This is a genomic window from Streptomyces sp. NPDC026377 (assembly GCF_055567715.1).
The window spans coordinates 182,398-203,732 of the sequence record NZ_JBVHPV010000003.1; the positions used below are offsets into that span (position 1 = coordinate 182,398).

General features: G+C 73.1%; 17 protein-coding genes. All 17 read left to right on the forward strand.

Annotated elements, in window-relative coordinates:
- The first annotated feature begins 185 nt into the window (after nt 1-185).
- Nucleotides 186-1,622 carry a condensation domain-containing protein gene (locus tag ACZ4MU_RS08520; protein ID WP_467872670.1) on the forward strand — a complete coding sequence of 479 codons (1,437 nt, stop codon included), beginning with the start codon at nt 186-188 and terminating at the stop codon, nt 1,620-1,622.
- 134 nt (nt 1,623-1,756) lie between these two features.
- Nucleotides 1,757-3,163: an aldehyde dehydrogenase family protein gene (locus ACZ4MU_RS08525; protein ID WP_467872672.1), complete on the forward strand. Its 1,407-nt coding sequence runs from the start codon at nt 1,757-1,759 to the stop codon at nt 3,161-3,163.
- Nucleotides 3,160-3,708, forward strand: coding sequence for a nucleoside 2-deoxyribosyltransferase (locus tag ACZ4MU_RS08530; RefSeq protein WP_467872673.1), 549 nt, complete (start codon nt 3,160-3,162; stop codon nt 3,706-3,708). Before ACZ4MU_RS08525 ends, ACZ4MU_RS08530 begins: the two co-directional genes overlap by 4 nt.
- Nucleotides 3,705-4,664, forward strand: coding sequence for an alpha-hydroxy-acid oxidizing protein (locus ACZ4MU_RS08535; protein ID WP_467872676.1), 960 nt, complete (start codon nt 3,705-3,707; stop codon nt 4,662-4,664). The genes ACZ4MU_RS08530 and ACZ4MU_RS08535 overlap by 4 nt, the downstream gene beginning before the upstream one ends.
- Nucleotides 4,627-5,418 carry a creatininase family protein gene (locus ACZ4MU_RS08540; protein ID WP_467872679.1) on the forward strand — a complete coding sequence of 264 codons (792 nt, stop codon included), beginning with the start codon at nt 4,627-4,629 and terminating at the stop codon, nt 5,416-5,418. The genes ACZ4MU_RS08535 and ACZ4MU_RS08540 overlap by 38 nt, the downstream gene beginning before the upstream one ends.
- A 23-nt stretch (nt 5,419-5,441) precedes the next feature.
- Entirely contained in the window at nt 5,442-6,575 is a 1,134-nt protein-coding gene (locus tag ACZ4MU_RS08545; RefSeq protein ID WP_467872681.1) for a hypothetical protein, read from the forward strand.
- 47 nt (nt 6,576-6,622) lie between these two features.
- On the forward strand, nt 6,623-7,936 hold the full coding sequence (locus ACZ4MU_RS08550; protein WP_467872683.1) for a nucleotide sugar dehydrogenase: 1,314 nt from the start codon (nt 6,623-6,625) through the stop codon (nt 7,934-7,936).
- Nucleotides 7,929-8,921, forward strand: coding sequence for an NAD-dependent epimerase/dehydratase family protein (locus ACZ4MU_RS08555; protein WP_467872685.1), 993 nt, complete (start codon nt 7,929-7,931; stop codon nt 8,919-8,921). Before ACZ4MU_RS08550 ends, ACZ4MU_RS08555 begins: the two co-directional genes overlap by 8 nt.
- Nucleotides 8,918-9,982 carry a glycosyltransferase family 4 protein gene (locus ACZ4MU_RS08560; RefSeq protein ID WP_467872687.1) on the forward strand — a complete coding sequence of 355 codons (1,065 nt, stop codon included), beginning with the start codon at nt 8,918-8,920 and terminating at the stop codon, nt 9,980-9,982. Before ACZ4MU_RS08555 ends, ACZ4MU_RS08560 begins: the two co-directional genes overlap by 4 nt.
- A 14-nt stretch (nt 9,983-9,996) precedes the next feature.
- Complete coding sequence (locus ACZ4MU_RS08565) at nt 9,997-10,755, forward strand: nucleotidyltransferase family protein (RefSeq protein WP_467872689.1); 759 nt, start codon at nt 9,997-9,999, stop codon at nt 10,753-10,755.
- On the forward strand, nt 10,752-11,903 hold the full coding sequence (locus ACZ4MU_RS08570) for a DegT/DnrJ/EryC1/StrS family aminotransferase (protein ID WP_467872692.1): 1,152 nt from the start codon (nt 10,752-10,754) through the stop codon (nt 11,901-11,903). The genes ACZ4MU_RS08565 and ACZ4MU_RS08570 overlap by 4 nt, the downstream gene beginning before the upstream one ends.
- The gene (locus tag ACZ4MU_RS08575) at nt 11,885-13,798 is read left to right on the forward strand and encodes a beta-galactosidase trimerization domain-containing protein (protein ID WP_467872694.1); all 1,914 of its coding nucleotides are present in this window, start codon (nt 11,885-11,887) and stop codon (nt 13,796-13,798) included. The genes ACZ4MU_RS08570 and ACZ4MU_RS08575 overlap by 19 nt, the downstream gene beginning before the upstream one ends.
- Nucleotides 13,795-14,658: an amidohydrolase family protein gene (locus tag ACZ4MU_RS08580; protein WP_467872697.1), complete on the forward strand. Its 864-nt coding sequence runs from the start codon at nt 13,795-13,797 to the stop codon at nt 14,656-14,658. Before ACZ4MU_RS08575 ends, ACZ4MU_RS08580 begins: the two co-directional genes overlap by 4 nt.
- A gap of 7 nt (nt 14,659-14,665) precedes the next feature.
- Nucleotides 14,666-15,481: a class I SAM-dependent methyltransferase gene (locus ACZ4MU_RS08585; protein WP_467872699.1), complete on the forward strand. Its 816-nt coding sequence runs from the start codon at nt 14,666-14,668 to the stop codon at nt 15,479-15,481.
- Entirely contained in the window at nt 15,478-16,848 is a 1,371-nt protein-coding gene (locus ACZ4MU_RS08590; protein WP_467872701.1) for a condensation domain-containing protein, read from the forward strand. Before ACZ4MU_RS08585 ends, ACZ4MU_RS08590 begins: the two co-directional genes overlap by 4 nt.
- Nucleotides 16,845-17,891, forward strand: a complete 1,047-nt coding sequence (locus ACZ4MU_RS08595) for an alcohol dehydrogenase catalytic domain-containing protein (protein ID WP_467872704.1) — start codon at nt 16,845-16,847, stop codon at nt 17,889-17,891. The genes ACZ4MU_RS08590 and ACZ4MU_RS08595 overlap by 4 nt, the downstream gene beginning before the upstream one ends.
- Nucleotides 17,888-21,157: an amino acid adenylation domain-containing protein gene (locus ACZ4MU_RS08600; RefSeq protein WP_467872706.1), complete on the forward strand. Its 3,270-nt coding sequence runs from the start codon at nt 17,888-17,890 to the stop codon at nt 21,155-21,157. Before ACZ4MU_RS08595 ends, ACZ4MU_RS08600 begins: the two co-directional genes overlap by 4 nt.
- Nucleotides 21,158-21,335 lie beyond the last annotated feature (178 nt).

A 21,335-nucleotide genomic window follows, 5' to 3' on the forward strand; every position in this document is an offset into this window, starting at 1 on the left:
CACTGCCGACGACCGGCACTCCCGACGGGCGCCGGCGCGGCCGCGTCGCGGGCGGCCTACCTGCCCCCGTGGACCGGCGGCCTGCCCGTCCGGCCATGCCCAAAAGGGCAGGTCTTCCTCACCGGATTCCCCGGCTAGCGTGAAAGCGCGAAAGTCCGAGGGCGCTGACCGGAGGAAATCCTGCCGTGAAAAAATTCGAGACACGTGACGTCCCCTTTTTTGGTCGCCGGTCGGTCACGGCGCCGGCCACCTGTGCTCAGCGGCACATGTGGGACCTGATCCGCCGTGAAATGCCCGACGGTTCCTTCTACGATTTCTGCCAAGAGGTTTTTCTTCCCGGCGAAGGAACCGTGGAAGACGCTCTCGCCGTGTGCGGAGAACTCGTCAGCCGACACGAGTCCCTGCGCACGGCCTTTTTCTGCGGCCCGGACGGGACCCTCGTCCAGAGCGTCGCACGGTCCGGTTCCTTTGAGGCGCAGATATGCTCCACCGGGCCCGGGGAGAACGCGCAATTCGTCTACGACGCCTGGCGACGGCGGATGAGGGACAGGACGTTCGACCTGCGGAACGGGCCGCCGCTGCGGGCGCTGATCGTCGTCACCGACCACGTGCCCGTGCTGGCGGCCTTCTGCGTCTCGCACCTCGCCGCGGACCTCATGTCCATGCGTACCCTCGCCGCGGAAGCCCTGACCCTGCTGGCCGCGCGGACCGCCCGCACCGCGGCCCCGCCGCCCGCCGTGACCCGCCAGCCGGTCGAACAGGCCGCCTTCGAGCGCTCCCCGCAGGGCCGTGCCCTGCTGGCCCGGGCCCATACGCACTGGCGGCGTCAACTGGCGAGCGCCCCCCTGACGATGTTCCCCGGCCGTCCCGCCCCGCGGGGACCCGGCCGCCCGGACCGCTACAGCGCGGCCATGGACTCCTCGGCCGCCTTCCTGGCCGTCCGCGCCCTGGCCGGACACTGGCGCGTGAGCACCTCCGCGGTGCTCCTGACGGCGGTCGCGCTCCTGCTCGGCGCCCGCTCCGGGCAACCGGTCTGCGCCCTGCGGCTGCTGGCCGCCAACCGCACGCACCCCGCCCTCCAGCGGACCGTGGCCAACTTGCACCAAGAGATCCTCACCACCCTCGACCTGCGGGCGGACGACGTACGGACCGTCGCACGCCGCGCCTTCGCCGCGGGCACCCTCGCGTACGCCAACGGCCTGTTCGACCCCGACGGGGCGAATGAGCTGATCCGGGCCGAAGGCGACAGGAGGGGCGAGCCGCTCCACCTGTCCTGCTGCTTCAACGACATCCGCACCGACCACGATCTGCGGACCCTGGGCGCGACGGCGCCCGCGGAGGAGATACGTGCCGCTCTGGCCCGTACCGTCGTCGCCCCTGCCGACTTCGAGGAGGCGGAGACCTTCTTCCTGGTCGTCGTCGACACCGACCCCGGATGGCTGAGATTCGTTCTCTGCGCCGAGAGCGCCGCCCTGCCGCCGGAAGAGGTGCACACCTTCCTGCGGCGGCTCGAAAGGTTCCTCGTGGACTGCGCCGAGCAGCCCGAACGCCCCTGGCCCCGGCTCGACCAGGGGCAGTGGCCGCATACCGCCCGGCCCCCGCGACCGACCGCCCGGAGGTGACCGGATCTTGGCCGTAGCCGAACGGGCATGCCCCAAAGCGGAGGATGCCTCGGGCACTTGCACGTGGTGAGACTGGGACCTGTCCGATCAAGGGTGCGGGGATGCCGCGGCACCGGGTGACGGGGGAGTCGACTGTGTTCACACAAGCACGGGCCAGCGGGACCGCGATGGGCGTGGAGAACCCCGCGCACGGCACGGTGTTCGCTCACGCCCCCCGCTGCACCGCCGACGAACTCGACGCGGTGGTGGCCGACGCGGCCCGGGCCTTCCCCGGGTGGGCGGCGCTGCCGTGGGAGAGCCGCCGCCGGCATCTGCTGGCCTGCCGGGACGCGCTGCGGGACACGGAGGACGCCATGGCGGACCTGCTGACCCGGGAACAGGGCAAGCCGCTGCGGCACGCCCGAGCCGAAGTGCGTCTGGCCGCCGACTGGTTCGCCCACACCGCCGGTCTCACCCTGCACCCGGACCGCATCGTGGACGAACCCGCGGCCCGCGTCACCCTGGAGCGCGTGCCGCACGGCGTCGTCGCGGCCATCGCCCCGTCCAACTACCCCGTCCTGCTGGCCGTGTGCAAGATCGCCCCCGCACTCCTGGCGGGCAACACGGTCGTCCTGAAACCCTCGCCCGCCACCCCGCTCTCCAGCCTGCTCATGGCCGAGGCGCTGGGCCGGGTCCTGCCGCCCGACGTCCTGCGGGTGGTCAGCGGCGACGCCGAGCTGGGCGCCCGGCTCACCGCGCACCCCGCGGTCCGGCTGATCTCCTTCACCGGCTCGATCGCCGCCGGCCGCGCCATCGCCCGCTCCGCCGCCGCGGACTTCAAGAGGACCGTCCTCGAACTCGGCGGCAACGACCCGGCCGTCGTGCTCCCCGGTACCGACGTACAGGACCTGGCACGGTCCCTGTTCGACCGGGCGATGGTCAACAGCGGGCAGTTCTGCGCCGCGGTCAAACGCGTCTACGTGCCGCGCGAGCAGCACGCCCCGCTCACCGCGGCACTGGCCGCACTCGCCGAGGCCGCCGTCGTCGGTGACGGCCTGGACGCCGCGACAGAGCTCGGCCCGCTGGTCAGCCGTGACCAACTCGGCCACGTGGAGACCCTGGTGGCCGACGCGGTGCGCCGCGGCGCACGGCTCGTCACCGGCGGCCGGGCCCTGGAACGGGCCGGACACTTCTATCCGCCCACCGTCGTCACGGACTTGCCGGAGGGAACGCGCCTGGAGGACGAGGAGCAGTTCGGCCCCGTGATCCCCGTGATCCCCTACGACGACCTCGACACCGTGACGGCCCGGGTCAACGCCTCGCCCTACGGCCTGGGCGCCTCCCTGTGGGGCGATCCGGAACAGGGCGCCGCGGTGGCCCGGCGCCTGCACTGCGGAACGGTGTGGATCAACACCCACGGCGACCTCCGGCACGACGTGCCGTTCGGCGGCCACCGCCACTCGGGCACGGGCGTCGAGTACGGCCCGTGGGGCCTTGTGGAATACACCCAGATCACCATCCACCACCTCGCGCTCCGCGGGAAAGATGAGGGGAAGGCATGAGCGATACCGTTTCCGGCGGCGACCCCGGCACCGGCCTGGTCGATCTGTCGGGGCTGCGTGTGTTCGTCGGCGGTCCCATCCAGTACGCGCTGGGACACAACAGCTTCCACCGGCCGTTGCGCGAGACGCTCCAGACCATCGTCACCGCGGTCGCACAGGCCGGGGCGACCGTCTTCTCCGCCCATGTCGTGGAGAAGTTCGGCCAGGAGACACCGCTCTACTCACCGGAGGACGTCAGCGCACGGGACCTGGAGTGGATGCGCCGCTGCGACGTGTTCGTCCCCGTCCTGCCGACGGACGCCGACGGCAGACCGATGCGCACCGACGGCACCCACATCGAACTGGGCTGGGCCTCGGCCCTGGGCCGCCCCATCATCATGGTGACCACCCTGCCGGTCCCGGACGCGGCCAGCCATCTGCTGCGCGGACTGCCGTCCGTGGCCGACGTCGGCCATGTCGACCTGGCCGAGCTGCGCCGCGGCGGCCCGGGCGAACTGCTGCTGCGGCTGGGCAAGCTCGGCCGCGACGCGGTGGTGACGCCATGACGACCGTCGAGCACACCGCGTCGGCCACCGAGATCCTCGGGCTGCGGCTCCTCAGCCCCCTCGTCGTCGGCTCGGGCCTGCTCACCGACCAGGAGCGCAACATACGCCGCCTGCTCTCCGGCGGCGCCGGCGCCGTGGTCACCAAGACCATCCATCCGGGACCGCTCCCCGGCGGCGACGAGCGCCTGCTGCACCTGCCCATCGGGATGATCAACAGCACCACGTACTCCCGGCGCGGACTGGACGCCTGGTGCGCCATGCTGGGCCGGTTCGCCGAGGACGACCTGCCGGTCATCGCCTCCCTGCACGCCGACTCCCCGGCCGCGCTGGCGGACCTGGCCGCACGGGTCACCGACACCGGCTGCCGCGCACTGGAGCTCGGCATCTCGTGTCTGAACGAGGACGGCGGACTGGCCGACAGCGCCCGGCGGGTCGCCGACTACACCAGTGCGGTACGCCGGGCCACCGCCCTGCCGTTCAGCGTGAAACTGGCGGTGGGGGAGCAGGTGGGCGAGCGCGTCGCCGCCGCGGTGGAGGCGGGCGCGGACGCGATCACCCTCAGCGACACCATCGCCGGGCTCGCGGTCTCCGCCGACACCGGGGAAGTGCTCCTGGGCCGCCCCTTCGGCTACTCGGGGCCCGGGATCAAACCGCTGGTGCTCGCCGCGATCTACGAACTGCGGCGCGGCGGCCTCTCCGTTCCGGTGATGGGCAGCGGCGGGGTGCGCAGCGGCACCGACGTGGCGGAGTACCTCACCGTGGGCGCCGACGCCGTACAGGTCTACACCGCGCTGCACACACACATGCACCAGACCCTGGCGGAGATCCGCCAAGGCTTCGACACCTGGCTCGGCGCACGCGGCGGATCCGTCGCCGACGTGGTGGGGCGGGCCCTCGACGGCGGAAGGGGTGAGGCGCGTGCGGCAGCGGACCACGAACGTCACGGCGTACGGTGATCTGACCAGCCCCGAGGCACCGGCGGCGCTCAGCGGCGCCACCCTGGTGTGGCCGGTGGGCGGACTGGAGCAGCACGGCCCCCACCTGCCGCTGTCGGTGGACTACGACATCCCCGACGCGCTCGCCCGGCAACTGGTGGCCGACGTCGACGGGGTGCTCTTCCCCGGGCAGCCGCTGTCCGCCAGATCGCTGCCGCACAGCGGTGGCGGACTGCGCTTCCCCGGCACCGTCCACATCGACGGGGGGACCTTCATCGACTACGTCGCCCAGTGTCTGCGGGGACTGGCCCGGCTCGCCCCCGCCCGTCTGGTGGTGGTCAACGGGCACTACGAGAACGAGGCCCTGCTGTTCGAGGCGATCGACGGACTCGACCCGGCGCGCACCTTCCCCGCCACCGAGATCGTCGCCTTCAGCTGGTGGAGCCTGGTGGAGGAGGAGTGGCTGCGCAAACGGCTCCCCCTGTTCCCGGGCTGGCACGCCGAACACGCCGGGGTGACCGAGACCAGTCTGATGATGTACCTGCGTCCCGAGGTGGTGCGCCCGATACGGGTGGACCATCCCACCCCGCCCGCCGCGGGGGTGTACCGCCACCCCGTCGACGCGGACCGCATGTCCACCCAGGGGGTGCTCACCACGACCTCGGGCGCCAGCGGCGAACTGGGCGAAGAGCTGTTCTGGCATGTGATGGACGGAGTGGCGCGGACCCTCGCGGACGGCCCGTCCCCGCGCCCCGAGCGGCGCGCAAGCGAGTGACGAATTCCAGCGGAAGGGGATCCATGCGCCTGCCGACGACCGAACGCGACGCCTTCGAAGCCCGCCTGCAAAGCCTCTTCGGCGACAAACTCCGGCCCGTGGAGGAGTGTTTCGAGGCCATCCAGAACTTCAAGGACGGGTCCTTCGCGGTGGGGCAGCTCGGGCTGATGCTCTACACCAACGGATACAACCTGCGGGGCACCAGCACCCGCCACCCCAACGGCATGGTCTTCCACGACGGGCAGAACCTCTTCGGCGTGGGGTACTTCAGCAAGGAGCACGACGAGCGCAAACACCTGCACATCGTCGCGCCCAAGGGGGAGGGCCGCATCACCGCGGTCAAGTCCTTCATCTCCGCGACGCGCGAGGCGGGCCTGGCCCGGAGCTCCGTATACGTCCGCCACCTCTCGCCGCGCGACCACGCGCTGTTCCTGGCCGCCGGCTTCGCCCCGGTGACGGCCGACCCGTGGCACCCCGAGGCCCCGGAGGAGGACGAGACGTATCCCAACCGGGTCTACCGCCTGGACGACCTGCTGGCGGTGGACGACGGGGGCGGCCTGGTGGTGAAGAACCTGGAGGGCGAGGGCAACCGGCGGCACCGGAACAAGAACCGGCTCGCCTACCGGCGCTTCGAGAACTTCCTCGCCCGCAACGACCATCTGGAGCTGCGCATCCGCCCCTACGGGTACGGCCCGGACGAGGTGAAGATGGCCAGGTCCGTCGTCGAGGGCTACTTCGAGGCCCGCCGCGAACAGGGCGAGGTCGTCGGCTCCACGCCCGAGGACTACACCGCGATCGTCACCCAGCGGCCGGGAGGCCGCAACGAGCACGACTACTTCGCCTACCTCGGTGTCCTGGCGCACAGCGGCGGCGAGGAGGTGCCGGTGATGTTCTTCGCGGGTGAGCGCACCGCCCCGGAGCGGGCCTCGCTCTACTGCACGATGTCGATGCGTTTCGCGGACCGCCTCAGCGGGCTGTTCAAGGACGCCACCGGTTTCACCGCCATACCGCAGTACATCTGGCTGACGGTGTTCAAGAAGCTCATGGACCACGGCATCCGCGAGGTCGACGCGGGCGGATCCGAGGTCAAGGGCCTCGACGACCAGAAACGGCAGTTGGGCGGACGGCCCGAAAAGACCTACTGGGTCGTGGGCTGAACCGCCCCGACCCGGACCTTCCCAAGTCGCGCCCAGGGGGTACGTACATGCAATCGCCCACCGATCACGAGGACTTCACCCGGTTCGACGTCTGCGTCGTGGGGATGGGATACGTCGGCGTCACCCTCGCCGCCGCCCTCCTGTCCACCGGCAAGCGGGTGCTCGGCTACGAGAAGGACCCGGCGGTCGCGGGCGCCCTGGCACAAGGGCGCCTGCAACTGGCGGAGCCCGGCGTCGCCGAGCTGATCGAACGCGGAGCCGGCGACGGCACGCTCGCGGTCACGGCCGACATCGCCGGGCACCGGCTGCCACCCGTCGTCGTCATCTGCGTCGGCACCCCCATCACGCCCGGGGGCACGACACCCGAGCTCGGCCACCTGTCGGCCGCCGCCGAGGCCGTCGCGGCGGGGGTGGACGACAACACCCTGGTCATCGTGCGCAGCACCGTCCCCGTCGGCACCACCCGGGAACTGGTCCTGCCCGCCCTGGCCCGCCACACCCCCGAGCCGCTGCTCGCCTTCTGCCCCGAACGCACCATCCAGGGCCAGGCGCTCGCGGAGCTGCTGTCCCTGCCGCAGATCGTCGGCGGGCTGAACGAGGAGGCGACGAAGCTGGCGGCCGGGTTCTTCACCACCATCAGTGGGCGCGTGGTCCCCGTCTCCTCGCTGGAGGCCGCCGAACTGGTCAAACTCGTCAACAACTGCCACACCGACCTCATCTACGGCTTCGGCAACGAGATCGCCCTCATGGCCGAGAAGCTGGGCCTGGACGCCATGGAGGTCATCAACTCCGCCAACGCGGACTATCCGCGCCCCGATCTGAGCAGGCCCGGCTTCGTCGGCGGCAGCTGCCTCACCAAGGACCCCTACCTGCTGAGCCACTCCCTGGCCCGGTACCACCACACCCCGCGGATGGTCATGGCGGCCCGCACCCTCAACGAGTCCCTGCCGGAAAGGGTCGGCGAGCGCGTGCTCGACGCGCTGCGCCGGGCCGGCCAGGACCCGCGGGACTCCACCGTCCTGGTGTCCGGGTTCGCCTACAAGGGGCGGCCCGAGACGGACGACATGCGCGGCGCCCCCTGTGTGCCGCTCCTCGACTTCCTGCGCGGCAAGGTCGCCCGGGTGGTCGGACACGACTTCGTGATCGCGCCCGAACGCATCGAGGCGCTGGGGGTGCCCTCCGTCACCCTCACCGACGGCTTCACCGGCGCCCACGCCGCCATCCTCCTCAACGACCACGCCCAATACGGCGACCTGCCCGCCGACGAGCTCATCGCCCGGATGAGCCCGCCCGCGCTGGTGTACGACGCCTGGCGGGTGCTCCCGCGGACGACGAAGACAATGAGGCTCGGCAGTGCCTGAGAAGATCCTGATCACCGGGGGAGCGGGGTTCATCGGGCTGCACCTGGCCGCGGAACTCGCCTCCCGCCACGACGTCACCCTCCTCGACGACTTCAGCAGGGGCCGGCGCGACGCGCTCCTCGACTCCCTGCTCGACCGTGTCACCCTCGTCGAGCACGACCTGACCACCCCCATCCCCGACACCCTCCTGCCCGACGACTTCGACACCGTCCACCATCTGGCCGCCGTCGTCGGCGTCGTCCACTCCAACGAGGAACCCCAGCGGGTGCTCAGGACCAACCTCCTGTCCACCGTGCACGTGCTGGACTGGTTCGCCGGGCGGCCCGGCATGTCGGGCGCCACCTTCTGCTTCGCCTCCTCCAGCGAGGCGTACGCGGGAAGCGTCGCCGCCGGACTCGCCGCCCTGCCCACCGGCGAGGACGTCCCCCTGCTGGTCCCCGACCCCGAGGTGCCCCGCTCCTCGTACGGCTTCAGCAAGATCACCGGAGAGCTGCTGTGCCGCACCTACGCGCGCGTCCACGGCTTCGCCCTGCGCATGGTGCGCTTCCACAACGTCTACGGGCCGCGCATGGGCTACGACCACGTCATCCCGCAGTTCATCGAACGGGTCCTGGGCGGCGCCGACCCCTTCGCCGTCTACGGCGGTGAACAGACCCGGGCCTTCTGCCACGTCGACGACGCGGTGGCCGCCCTGATCGCGCTGGCCGGTCTGCCCACCAAGGAGACGCTGCTCGTCAACATCGGCAACGACAGCGAGGAGGTCCGCATGGACGACCTCGCCCGGATGGTCTTCGAGACGGCCGGGCGGACGCCCCGCATCGCCGCCCACCCGGCGCCGCCCCTCTCCCCGGCGCGCCGCCTGCCCGACCTGACCCGGCTGCGCGAGCTGACCGGCTACCGCCCCGCGGTCGACCTGCGCGAAGGTCTGCGCCGCACCTACGCCTGGTACGCCCAGGACCTCGCCACCCGAGGGGCCGAGCGGTGACCGCCATACGGGTGCGGTACGTGCACCAGGGGTACTTCCCCGCCCGCGCGGGCGCCGAGCTGATGACCCGCTCCCTCGCCGTGGCCATGAGCCGCCGGGGACTGCGGGTGGGGATGTACGGCGGCGAGGGCGACCCCGAGGACGCGCGGCTGATGAAGGCCGCCGGAATCGGCGTCGAGCCGCTGCCGACGGGCGACGGCCGGGCGCGCGCGGCGGACCTGGTGCACGCCGTCGACGCCTTCCAGCCGGAGAACATCCGCACCGGCCTGCGTCTGGCCCGGGCCTGGGGCGTGCCCTTCGCCGTGACACCGGCCTCGGCCCCGGACGTGTGGCCCGACCGGGCGGCCGTGGTGGAGGGCTGCCGCCGGGCGGACGCCGTGTTCGTCCTGACCGACGCCGAGCGCGAGATGCTGCGCGCCGACGGCGTGGCGGACTCCGTCCTGCACCGGATCGGCCAGGGAGCCCACCTGCCCGGCACCGCCGACCCGGAGGGTTTCCGTGCCGCGCACGGCATCACCGGGCCGATGGTGCTCTTCCTGGGCCGCAAGATGCGCTCCAAGGGGTACGGGGTGCTGCTGGAGGCGACCCGGCACGTGTGGGCGCGCCACCCCGAGGCGCACTTCGTCTTCCTCGGCCCGCGCTGGGACGAGGACAGCGGGCAGCGGTTCGCCGCCCACGCCGATCCCCGCGTCACCGAGCTGGACCGGGTGGACGAGGACACCAAACTCAGCGCCCTCATGGCCAGTGACCTGGTCTGTCTGCCGTCGACGGTCGATGTCTTCCCGCTGGTGTTCGTGGAGGCGTGGATGTGCGGCAAGCCGGTGATCGGATCCGCGTTCATGGGCAGCGCGGAGGTGATCGCCGACGGCCGGGACGGGCTGATCGTCCCGGCCGCCGCCCGCCCGGTGGCGGACGCGGTGAGCCGCCTGCTCGCCGACCCGGCCGAACGGGAGCGGATGGGGCGCGCGGGCCACGCCAGGGCACGCCGCGAACTCACCTGGGACGCCGTCGCCGCACAGGTGCACCGCGTCTACACCGAACTGGTCCCGGCCCGGAGTTGAGCGGAGGAAGTCCCGTGAAAGCAGTGATACTGGCCGGCGGCGAGGGGCGGCGCCTGCGGCCCGCCACCTTCACCGTCCCCAAACCCCTCATCGAGGTCGACGGCACCCCGATCCTGCACATCATCCTCCGACAGCTCCAGAGCGCCGGATTCACCCAGGTCACGCTCTCCCTCGGCTACCGCGCCCAAATGATCGAGGCCAGCTTCGACGGACCCCGCTGGGCGGGGCTCGACCTGCGCTTCTCCCTGGAGCACGAGCCGCTGGGGACCGCGGGACCGCTGGGCCTGCTCGAACCCCTGGAGGACTCCACCCTGGTGATGAACGCGGACCTGCTCACTGACATCGACTTCGCCGACCTGTGGAGGCGGCACAAGAAGTCCGAGGCGGCGGCGACGATCGCCCTGGTGCCGCGCCATGTCGACCTCGCGCACGGGGTGGTGGAGGTCGACGGCGAGAACCGGGTGGCCCGCTTCCGGGAGAAACCGCGCATGAGCTTCCTGGCCAGCACCGGCATCTACGTCCTGGAGCCCGCCGTCCCGCGCCTGCTGCCCCCGCGTACCCGCTACGACATGCCCGCCCTGCTCACGGACGCCGCCAACCGGGGCGCCCGCGTCGAGGGCCATGTCTTCGACGCCGCCTGGCACGACATCGGCACCCCCGCGCAGCTCGCCGCCGCCGACGCCGCGCTGCGCGCCGACCGGGCGCGCTATCTGGGCACCCTCGAACAACGCGGCCCCGGCGCCGACTCCACGCAGGAGGCGGTGCGCGGATGACCGACTGGAAGATCCCCCTGTACGCCCCGCACACCGGGGAGGCCGAGGCCCGCGCGGTCGCCGAGGTGTTGCGCGCCAACTGGCTGTCCGTGGGCCGGGTGACCGAGGACTTCGAGGAGCGCTACGCGAGCGCGCTGGAGGTCGAGGACGCGGTCGCCGTCAGCAGTGGGACCGCGGCGCTGCACCTGGCCGTCCTCGCCCTGGGGATCGGGCCCGGCGACGAGGTGGTCCTGCCGTCGCTGAGCTTCGTCTCGGCCGCCGCCGTGGTCGCCCTGTGCGGGGCCACGCCGGTCTTCGCCGAGGTCAACGGCGCCCACGACCTCGGTGTGGACCCGGCGGACGTGGCCGCCCGGATCACTTCGCGCACCCGCGCCCTGGTGGCCGTGCACTACGGCGGCCACGCGGCCGATCTGCCGGCCCTGACCGCGCTGGCCCGGCGGCACGGCCTGGCCCTCATCGAGGACGCCGCCCACGCCCCGGCCACCAGGACCGCGTACGGCGTCCTGGGCACCGTCGGCGACATCGGCTGCTACAGCTTCTTCGCGACCAAGAATCTCGCCATGGGGGAGGGCGGCGCCGTCGTCGCCCGCGATCCCGAGGTGCGCGCCCGCATCAGACGGCTGCGCTCGCACGCGCTGACCGTGGGTGCCGAGCAGCGCCACCGCGGCGGGCCCTCGGCGTACGACGTGGACGGGTTCGGCCTCAACTACCGCCCCACAGAGATCGCCTGCGCGCTCGGGCGCGTGCAGTTGGAGGCGCTTGCGGAGCGACGCGTCGTGCGCCAGGAGGCGGTGCGGGCCTATCGCGAGCTGCTGTCGGGGCTGCCGGGTCTGCGAGTGCCGTACGCGGACCGGCCGGTGGAGGAGGGCGCGCACCACCTGTTCCCGATCGTGCTGCCCGACGGGCTCGGCCGGGAGGACCTTCAGACGGGGCTGCGGGCGGCCGGTGTCCAGAGCGGGGTCCACTATCCGCCCACCCATCTCTTCACCGCCTACCGCGAGCGCTACGGCACCCGCCCCGGCGACCTCCCGGTCACCGAGAGCGTCGCCGCCCGCCAGTTGTCGCTGCCCCTGCACGGCGCGATCGAGGTCCAGGACGTCCATCAGGTGGCCGAGGCGGTGAGCCGGACATGGGCACCGACGCGGTGAACCCGGCCGGTGGCGGCACCCGTCTCGTCGAGGGGATGCCGCACCGCGACGGACGCCCGCTGTTCTGCCTGGGCGTCAACTACTTCCCCTCGCGGGCGGGTTGCGACCTCTGGCGTGACTGGGACCCCGAGGTCATCGACGCCGACTTCGCGCGTATGGCCGCGCTCGGCTTCAACACCGTGCGGATCTTCGTCTTCTGGGCCGACTTCGAACCGTCCGAGGGGGTCTACGACCCCAGGATGACCGAGCGGCTGCGCGAACTCGCGGCCCTCGCGCAGCGGCACCATCTGCTGTGTCTGCCCTCCCTGCTGACCATCTGGATGAACGGCCAGCTCTTCGATCCGCCGTGGCGGGGCGGCCGGGACCTGTGGCGCGATCCGGCGATGGCCGTGCGCCAGCGCGCCTTCGTCGGCCACATCGCGGGCGCGCTGCGCCACGCGCCCAACGTCCTCGCCTACGACATCGGCGACGAGATCCCGCACGTCGATCCGGCCGCGTCCGGTTCGCTGGACGCGCACGAGGTACGGGCGTGGTGGGCCGGTCTCGCCGGGGCGATCCGGGCAGCCGACCCCGGGGCCCTGGTCCTTCAGGCCAACGAGGGCTCGGCCGTCTTCGGCGACCACGCCTTCCGGCCCGAGCACGCCCGGCCGCTGGACCTGGTCGCGCTGCACGGCTTCCCGCTGTGGACCCCCTTCCACATCGAGTCGGCCGCCGCCGTGAAGGCCACCGCCTACCTGCCCTACCTGGTGCGGCGCGGGCGGGCCCACGCACCGGTGCTCGTCGACGAGATGGGCAGCTACGGGTGCGACGAGGCCACCGCCGCCCGCTACCTGCGGGCCGCGGCCCACAGCGCCTTCGCCGCCGGGGCCGTCGGCATCGTCGTGTGGTGCTGGCAGGACTTCACCTCCGAGAGCAAGCCGTACGCGCTGCGGCCCGGCGAACGCTTCGTGGGACTGCTGGACATGGACGGCCGCGAGAAACCCGCCATGGACGCCTTCCGGGGCTTCGCCCGCCGCGTGAGCGGGGAACTCGCCGGCTTCCGTCCCGTGCCGGCCCCGGTGGGCGTGTTCCTGCCGGAGCGGGCCCCGGACCACGACGGCGGATACCTGGCGTCGGATGCGGACACGGAGGCCGCCGCCTTCTACACGCACTGCCTGCTCCAACAGGCCCATCTGCCCTACGAGTTCACCGGGACCGAGGACCTGGAGCGGTACGCGATGGTGATCTGCCCCTCCGCACGGCCGCTGCCGCTGGCCGCCCAACGCCGACTGGGCGAGTACACGGTCGCGGGCGGGGTCCTGCTGTACTCCACGGGCGATGTGCTGGGGTCGGCGGGCCTGGAGGAGCTCTTCGGCGTACACCTGCGGGACTTCACCCTGGACCGGGCCGAACAGGACCGCTTCACCTGGGCCGACACCTCCTTCCCGGTGCACTGGCCCGCCGGGCGGATCCCGGTGGTCGACAGCACGATCGCCGAGACCCTCGCCCGCTATCCCAACGGCGCGCCCGCGCTGACCCGGCAGCAGCGCGGCGGAGGCGTCGCGTATTTCCTCAACGCCCCGCTGGAGGCGCTGCTCAACGCCCCCTACCGGCTCGCGGAGACGCCCTGGTACCGGCTGTACGCGGCGATCGCCGAGAAGGAGGGGGTACGGCCCGAGGTGTTCGCCGACGAGCCGCTGGTGGAGACCACCGTCCTGGCGCGCGGCGACGAACGCTGCGCGGTGGTCGTCAACCACTCCACCGAGCCGGTGACGACGACCGTGTACGGCACGACTCCCTCCGGCGCCCCGCGGGCCGTACGCCACCTGAGCCTGGAGCCCAAGGGCGTCGCGCTCGTACACCGGCCCGGCGAACCGTCCCCGCACGCCGACGCCGGAGAGGACGGACAGCCGTGATCATCGACGCCCATGTCCACGCCGGCGAGTACTACCGCCACTTCACCGCCCGCTTCGCGGACGAGATGATGGCCACCACCGGACTGCCCCCCGAGGCGCTGTCCGCCCCGGAGGACAAGCTCCTCGCCGAGATGGACGCCGCCGGGGTCGACCACGCCTTCCTGCTCGCCTTCGACGTACGGCGCGTCGAGGGGTTCTCGGTGCCGAACACCTTCGTCGCCGAGCTGTGCGCCCGCCACCCCCAGCGGTTCACCGGCTTCGCCTCCGTCGACGCCGGCCTGCCGGACGCCGCCGAGGACCTGCGGCACGCCGTGACCGAACTGGGCCTGCGCGGACTGAAGACCGCCCCCTGCTACCTGCGGATGTCGCCGGCGGACCCCCGCTGGTTCGACGTGTACGAGGTGGCTCAGGACCTGGACATCCCGGTCCTCGTCCACACCGGCTACACCCCCGCCAAGAACGCCGACCCCCGCTTCTTCTCCCCCCTGCTGCTGGAACCGGTCGCACGGCGCTTCCCCCGGCTGCGCCTGATCCTGGCGCACCTGGGCACCCCGTGGACGACCCCCTGCATCGACCTGCTGGCCCGGCACCCCAACCTGTACGCGGACCTGTCGATCTTCGGCTCCTACCAGTCGCCCGCCACGGTGGCCGCGGCGCTCGCCCACGCCCGCGCACGGGGCGTGCTGGACCGCCTGCTGTGGGGCACCGACTTCCCCTTCGCCACCATGTCCGCCGCCGTGGCCCGGATGGCCCGGCTCACCACCGACGCCGCGCCGTGGCCGTCGGACAGCGCCCCGCTGACACCAGACGAACACCGGGCGGTCATGGGCGGCACCGCCGCACGACTGACCCAGAAATGAGGAGACGGTGGCCTTCATCCAGGGATACGAATTCGACGCCATGTCGCGCCGCCCCCTGTACGGGGACGTGACCCAGCGACTCGTCGACCTGTGCGCGTGCGCCCCCGGCGCCGTCGTCGCGGACGTCGGCTGCGGCTCCGGCCGGGCCACCGAGCTGCTGCTCGAACGCTTCCCGCAGCTCGGCTCCGTCGTGGGCATCGACCCCTCCGCCCATGAACTGGCCCTGGCCGAGGAACGGCTGCGCGACAACCCCCGCGCCCGCTTCGTCACCGGCCGCGCCCAGGACGTGGGCGCCGTCGTGGGGCCGGTGGACGCGGTGGTGCTCAGCAACGTCATGCACCAGATCCCCCGGTCCGAGCGCCCCTCGGTGCTGCGCGGCTGCCACGATCTGCTCAAGCCCGGCGGCCGGCTCGCCCTGAACACGCTGTTCTACGAAGGGGCCGTGCTGCCCGAGAGCCGCCGCTTCTACGCCGCGTGGCTGCACGCCACCCGCACCTGGCTGCGCCGCCACGGCGGCGACCTGGTCCTGGAGCGCGAGGCGCCCGTCGCACTGGAGACGCTGACCCCGGCCGACCACGAAGCCCTCATGACCGAGGCGGGATTCGTCTCCGTCACCTCCGAGGAGGACGTCTACCCATGGACCCTGGAGGACTGGCAGGCCCTGTGCGGGTACTCGGTCTTCGTCGAGGGTGCCACCGGCCTGACGGACGTCGAACTCGGCTCGCGGGCGCTGACCGCCGCCCTGCACACCGTCTTCGACGAGCTGGGGCTGAGCCAGGTGCCACGGCGCTGGCTGTTCGTCCACGGCACGAGGCAGCGGTGATCGCGGCCACCCGGCGCACGGTGGCCGCCGCCACCGGGCCACTGTCCCAAGCCCAGCTGGGCATGTGGTTCCTGGAACGACGCGCGGGAAGCACGCTGTACGCCGAACCGATGACCTTCCGCCTGACCGGCGAGGTGGACGTGCCCGCCCTGCACGCCGCCGTCGAGGACGTGGTGCGCCGCCACGACGCGCTGCGCACCCGCTTCGCCGTGGTGGACGGGGCACCCCGCCAGTACGTGGTCCCCGACGCGCGGGTGCCGCTGGCCAGGATCGACCTGGCGTACCTGCCCCCCGACCGGCGTCACCGGCGCGCCGAGCGGCTCCTGCGCGCCGAACTCGGCCGTCCCATCGACCTCGCATCGGGACCGCTGGTGCGTGCCACACTGATCCGGCTCGCCCCGCACGACCACGTCTTCCGCCTCACCCTGCACCACCTCGTCTGCGACGCCTGGTCGTGGTGGATGGTCGTCCTGCGCGAACTGGAACAGCTCTACGCCCGGCGGGTGAGCGGCGGACGGACACCCCTGGAGCCTGTCCGCACCCATTACGCGGACTTCGTCGACTGGCAGGAGCGCTGGCTGCGGAGCCCCGCGCACACCCGGCAGACAGCCCACTGGCGCCGGGCCCTCGCCGGTGCCACCCCCCTGCCCGAGCTCACCCTGGCCCGCACCACCGCGCCGGTGCCGCACACCTCCTGCGCGACCGAGTGGACGGCCTTCCCGCAGCCGCTGTACGACCGGCTGCGCGCCCTCGGCCGCCGTGAACACGCCACCCTGTACATGCTGCTCCTGACCGCCTTCACCCGGGTGCTGCGCCGCCATGTGCCGGGGGACGACATCCTGGTCGGCACCCGGGGCGGCTTCCGCAGCAGACCCGAGTTCGAGAAGACCGTCGGCCTCTTCGTCAACATGCTGCCCATCCGCGCGCGTGTCACCAAGGACACCGGCTTCGGCGAACTGCTGCCCCAGGTGCGCGACACCCTCCTGGGCACCTACCTAAACCGGGACCTGCCCTTCGAACGCCTGGTGGCCGAGCTGGGCCTGCGCCGCGGCGGGCCCCACCCGGTGATCAACGTGTGCGTCTCCTTCCAGACCACTCCCGAGGTCATGCCGCGACTGCCGGGCCTGGAGGTCACGTTGGTCAACCACGACCCCTACTCGCCCTTCGACCTCGATCTCGGCTTCTACACCGAGGACGGCGGGCTGCGCGCGCTGATGATCTACAACCCGGCCCGGTACAGCCCCGAAGCGGTCCGCCACCTGCTGGACGCGCTGCGCCGGGAGCTGGAGGACGCCACCCGCCCGGCGGACACCCACCGCACGGCCGGGCCCCCGCGCCCCGACGACGCGAAGGAGACCCCCGTATGAGGGCTTTGCAGTGGCACGGCGCCCACCGGGTGGCCCTGGCCGACGACGTGCCGCCCCCGCGCGTCGAGGCCCCGGACGACGCGGTCGTACGGGTCGTCACAAGCGCGATCTGCGGCACCGACCTGCACCCTTACCGGGGCGAGATCGCCTCCTTCACCCCGGGCACCGTCACCGGCCACGAGTTCACCGGAGTCGTCGAGGCCGTCGGTCCCGAGGTGCGCGGGCTGCGGGTGGGGCAGCGGGTCCTCGCCTCGGACATCATCGCCTGCGGCCGCTGCTGGTGGTGCCGGCAGGGCGGGCACTACCAGTGCGAGCAGGTGGGGCTGTTCGGCTACGACACGGTCGTGGGCGCACGCCCGTTCGCGGGCGGCCACGCCGAGTCCGTCCGCGTCCCCTTCGCCGACACGGTCCTCTTCCCGATCCCCGACGACGTCGGCGACGAACGGGCCCTGCTCATCGGGGACGCCCTGGCCACCGGGTACGCCTGCGCCCTCGGCGCTCAGGTCCGCCCCGGCGACACCGTCGCGGTGATCGGGTGCGGCGCGGTGGGCCTGCTGGCCGCCGAGGCCGCCCGGCTGCTGGGGGCCGCCCGCGTCCTCGCCGTGGACCCCGTCGCCGCCCGCCGCGAAGCGGCCGCCGAACGCGGCGCCCACGCCTTGGCCCCCGGCGACGGCCTCACGCGGCAGGTCCGCGAGCTGACACGGGGACGCGGGGCCGACGCCGTGCTGGAGGCGGTCGGCACGGACGCCGCCCTGCTCAGCGCCCTGGAGATCGTGCGGCCGCGCGGGGTGGTGTGCGCGGTCGGCGCCCACGCGTCCACGGCGATGCCTCTGCCGACGCTCACCGCCTTCGCCAAGGAAGTGACCCTGCGGTTCGCCGTCGGCGACCCCATAGCCACCCGTGAGCCGCTGATGGAACTCGTCCGCCAGGGCCGCCTCGACCCCTCCTTCGTGATCACCCACCGTCTGCCGCTCGCCGAAGCCCCCGAGGCCTTCCGGCTGTTCGACGCCGGCGAAGCCCTCAAGGTGGTGCTCGTCCCATGACCACCCGCCCCCTCGCCCACCCGGCCCCTCCGCCCGCCACGGATCCGCTCGCCGGTGCCGTCCACCTACTCGTCGAGGAGCGGGCCGCGCGCACACCGCACGCCGACGCCGTGCTCTGCGGCACCGAACGCCTCAGCTACGCGCTGCTGGACCGGCGTGCCGAGCAGCTCGCCCGCCGTCTGCGCCACCACGGAGTGGGCCCCGAGGTCCCGGTGGGCGTGCATCTGCCGCGCTCGCCCGAACTCGCGGTGGCCTGTCTGGCGGTGCTCAAGGCGGGCGGGGCCTGCGTCCCGCTGGACCCCGCCCATCCACCCGGCCGGCTGGCCCAGGCCGTCGGTGACGCCGGCGCCCCGCTGGTCCTGAGCCGCCGCGCACTGGCGCCGGGCCTGGGCCCGCACGCGGCAACCGTCCTGTACGTGGACGCGGAAGGCGACGACTCCGCAGCACGGAAGCAGGGAGCCGACGGCAGCCCGGCGGCCTCCCCGGAGCCGGGCATCCATCCGCCACGGGACACCGCGGCACGGCTGCCCGCGGACGCCGGGACGCCCCCGCACCCGCCGCTCGCCCGCCGCCTCGCGTGGGTCGCGTACACCTCCGGGTCCACCGGCCGGCCCAAGCCCGTCGGACTCGAACACGGGCCGCTCGCCAACCTCGCCGTGCAGATCGGCCGCCGGCTCGACCTGGGGCCCGAGGACCGCGTCCTGCAATTCGCCTCCCCCGGATTCTCCGTCGCCGCCGAGGAGATGTTCTCCACCTGGGCCGCCGGAGCCTGCCTCGTCATCGACCCCGACGACACCCTCGCCGACAGCGCGGGACTGCGTACCGTCGTGGACACCCACGCCGTCACCGTCCTCCAGCTCACCCCCACCCTCTGGTACGAGTGGCTGCGCGAGCTGAGCCGGGACGGCGCCCTGCGCCCGCCCGCCTCGCTGCGGCTGCTCGTGGTGGGCAGTGAGCAGGCCGCCCCCGACCGGGCGGCGGACTGGCTGGCCACCGGGGTGCGCCTGGTGCACGAGTACGGCGCCACCGAGGGCACGGTCTCCCAGCTCCTGTACGAACCCGACGTCTCCCCGGACGAGCTGCGGACCTGGCCGCGCCTGCCCATCGGGACGCCGCTGCCCGGCGTACGCGTCCACATCCTCGACGCCCGGGGCCGGCCGGTCACTCCGGGCGAGCCCGGCGAACTCCACCTCGCCGGTGACACGCTGGCGCGCGGCTACATGGGGCAGGAGGCGCTCACCGCCGAGCGCTTCCCGCCCGACCCGTTCACCGACCGGCCGGACGCGCGCATGTACCGCACGGGCGACCTCGCCCGGCAGCGCGCCGACGGCAACATCGAGTTCCTGGGACGCGTCGACCACCAGATCACCCTGCGGGGTGTACGCATCGAGCCGGGCGAGGTGGAGGCGGCGATCGGCCGCTATCCGGGCGTCACCGAGAGCGCCGTACTCGCCCGCGCCACCGCACGGGGGGACGAGCAGCTCTGCGCGTGCGTGGTGTGGCACAGCGAGCGCGACGAGACGGGGCTGCGCGCCCATCTGCGCACCACACTCCCGCCCGCGCTCGTCCCCGCCCGTCTGACGGCCCTGCCCGAACTGCCGCGCACGCCCCACGGCAAGGTGGACCGGCGGGCGCTGCGGGAGATGCGCTGGGACGGCGACCCGGCCGGGCCGCCGGGCGACACACCGCGCACCGCGCTGGAGGCCGCCCTCGCCGCGCTCTGGGCATGGGTCCTCGACGTACCGTCGGTGGGCGTCGAGGACAGCCTCTTCGACCGGGGCGGCGACTCCCTCACCGCCACCCGGCTGGCGGCCCGGCTGCGGGAGGTCCTGGGAGCGGACGTACGGCAGCGGACCGTCTTCGACGCGCCGACCGTACGGGCCATGGCCGACGTGATCTCACGCCTGCGCCGGAGCCCGCGCGCGGACGACGCGGTGAAGGCGGTGGACACGGTCGCGCAGACGCCGTTGTCGTCGGCGCAGTGGCGCATGTGGCTGCACCACCGCAGGGACCCGGCGAGCGCCGCGTACCACGAGCCGGTGGCGCTGCGGCTGCGGGGCCCGCTCGACGCCGGGCACCTTCAGCGGGCCCTGCGACGGACGGTGGCCCGGCACGCCGCCCTGCGCACCACCATCACCACGTCGGCGGGCCGACCGGTCCAGCGGGTGGCGACGCCCGACACGGCCGAGGCGTTCCCCCTGGCCCGTCGGGATCTGAGCGGCCGCGGCGATGACGAACTGGAGGGTGTGCTCCAAAAGTTGGCCGTCGCACCCTTCGACCTGCGGCGTGGCCCCCTGATCCGTGCGCATCTGCTGCGGCTCGCAGCCGACGACCACGTCCTGGTGCTGGTCCTGCACCACATCGTCTTCGACGGCTGGTCGATGGACGTGCTCTTCCGGGACCTGGCCGCTTTCCACGACGAGGCCGCGACCGGAGCCGCCGCGGTGCTGCCGCCCCTGCCCTCCCTGTCGTCCCTGCCCTTCCCGCCGCACGGCCGACCGCACCCGCCCGCCGACGATCCGGACGCCGAGCGCCGGATGCGCGAGCAGCGTGCTTACTGGGAACGGCAGTTGGAGGGGGCGCCGCCCGTCACCCGGCTGCCGGTGGGACGGCCCACGGGCCGACAGGGCACGGTGCGCTGCCCGTTCGCGGTCCCGGCCGCCTCGGCGGCGCGGCTGCGGGAGCTGGCCGTGGAGGAGGGCGCCACCCCGTTCATGGTGCTGCTCGCCGTCTTCACGGCGCTCGTCCACCGCGGCACCGGTACCCGGGACGTCGTGCTGGGCACGCTGCTGGCGGGCCGGGACAGCCCGGAGACCGCCGACCTGATCGGCCTGTTCACCCACACCGTCCCGCTGCGCACGAGAGTGCCCGAGGGCACGACCTTCCGCCAACTCGTACGGCGGGTGCGCGAGACGGTCCTGGGCGCGGTGGCGGGCCAGGACGTGCCGTTCGAGGACATCGTGGCGCACCTGGGCCCGCCACGCGATCCCCGGCACAACCCGGTGTTCCAGATGGTGTTCTGCCACGGCGCCGCGTCCGCCCCGGCCCCGCGGCTGCGCGGCCTGAGCGTGACGCCCGTGGAGGTCGCCGTGCCCTTCGCCAAGTTCGACGTGACCGTCATGGTCGAGGAGGACCGGCACGGCGGGTACACCATCGACCTCGCCTACGACCTCGCCCTGTACGACGAGACGACCGCCCACCGCCACACCGCTGCGTTCCGGGCCCTGCTGGAACGCGCCGCGGACCGACCGGAAGCGGTGGTGTGAATGAGACCCGTGGCGTGCAGGCCCGCGGTGAGGAGGCGCACGGCGAAGGGGCCCGCGTCGAGGGCGCGCGCTCCGTAGCGCGTGAGCACGTGGAGATCCCTCCGCGCGTACGCGTGGTCGTACGAGTTCCCTTCGACGGCCGCCCGCCCGGCGCGCCCCTCGCACCACACCGCCGCCC

What these genes read in the sequence shown, in the direction of transcription:
- ACZ4MU_RS08545 (WP_467872681.1), top strand. Translation starts at nt 5,442, where the DNA reads ATGCGCCTGCCGACGACCGAACGCGACGCCTTCGAAGCCCGCCTGCAA.
- ACZ4MU_RS08535 (WP_467872676.1), top strand. Translation starts at nt 3,705, where the DNA reads ATGACGACCGTCGAGCACACCGCGTCGGCCACCGAGATCCTCGGGCTG.
- ACZ4MU_RS08570 (WP_467872692.1), top strand. Translation starts at nt 10,752, where the DNA reads ATGACCGACTGGAAGATCCCCCTGTACGCCCCGCACACCGGGGAGGCC.
- ACZ4MU_RS08600 (WP_467872706.1), top strand. Translation starts at nt 17,888, where the DNA reads ATGACCACCCGCCCCCTCGCCCACCCGGCCCCTCCGCCCGCCACGGAT.
- ACZ4MU_RS08530 (WP_467872673.1), top strand. Translation starts at nt 3,160, where the DNA reads ATGAGCGATACCGTTTCCGGCGGCGACCCCGGCACCGGCCTGGTCGAT.
- ACZ4MU_RS08595 (WP_467872704.1), top strand. Translation starts at nt 16,845, where the DNA reads ATGAGGGCTTTGCAGTGGCACGGCGCCCACCGGGTGGCCCTGGCCGAC.
- ACZ4MU_RS08575 (WP_467872694.1), top strand. Translation starts at nt 11,885, where the DNA reads ATGGGCACCGACGCGGTGAACCCGGCCGGTGGCGGCACCCGTCTCGTC.
- ACZ4MU_RS08550 (WP_467872683.1), top strand. Translation starts at nt 6,623, where the DNA reads ATGCAATCGCCCACCGATCACGAGGACTTCACCCGGTTCGACGTCTGC.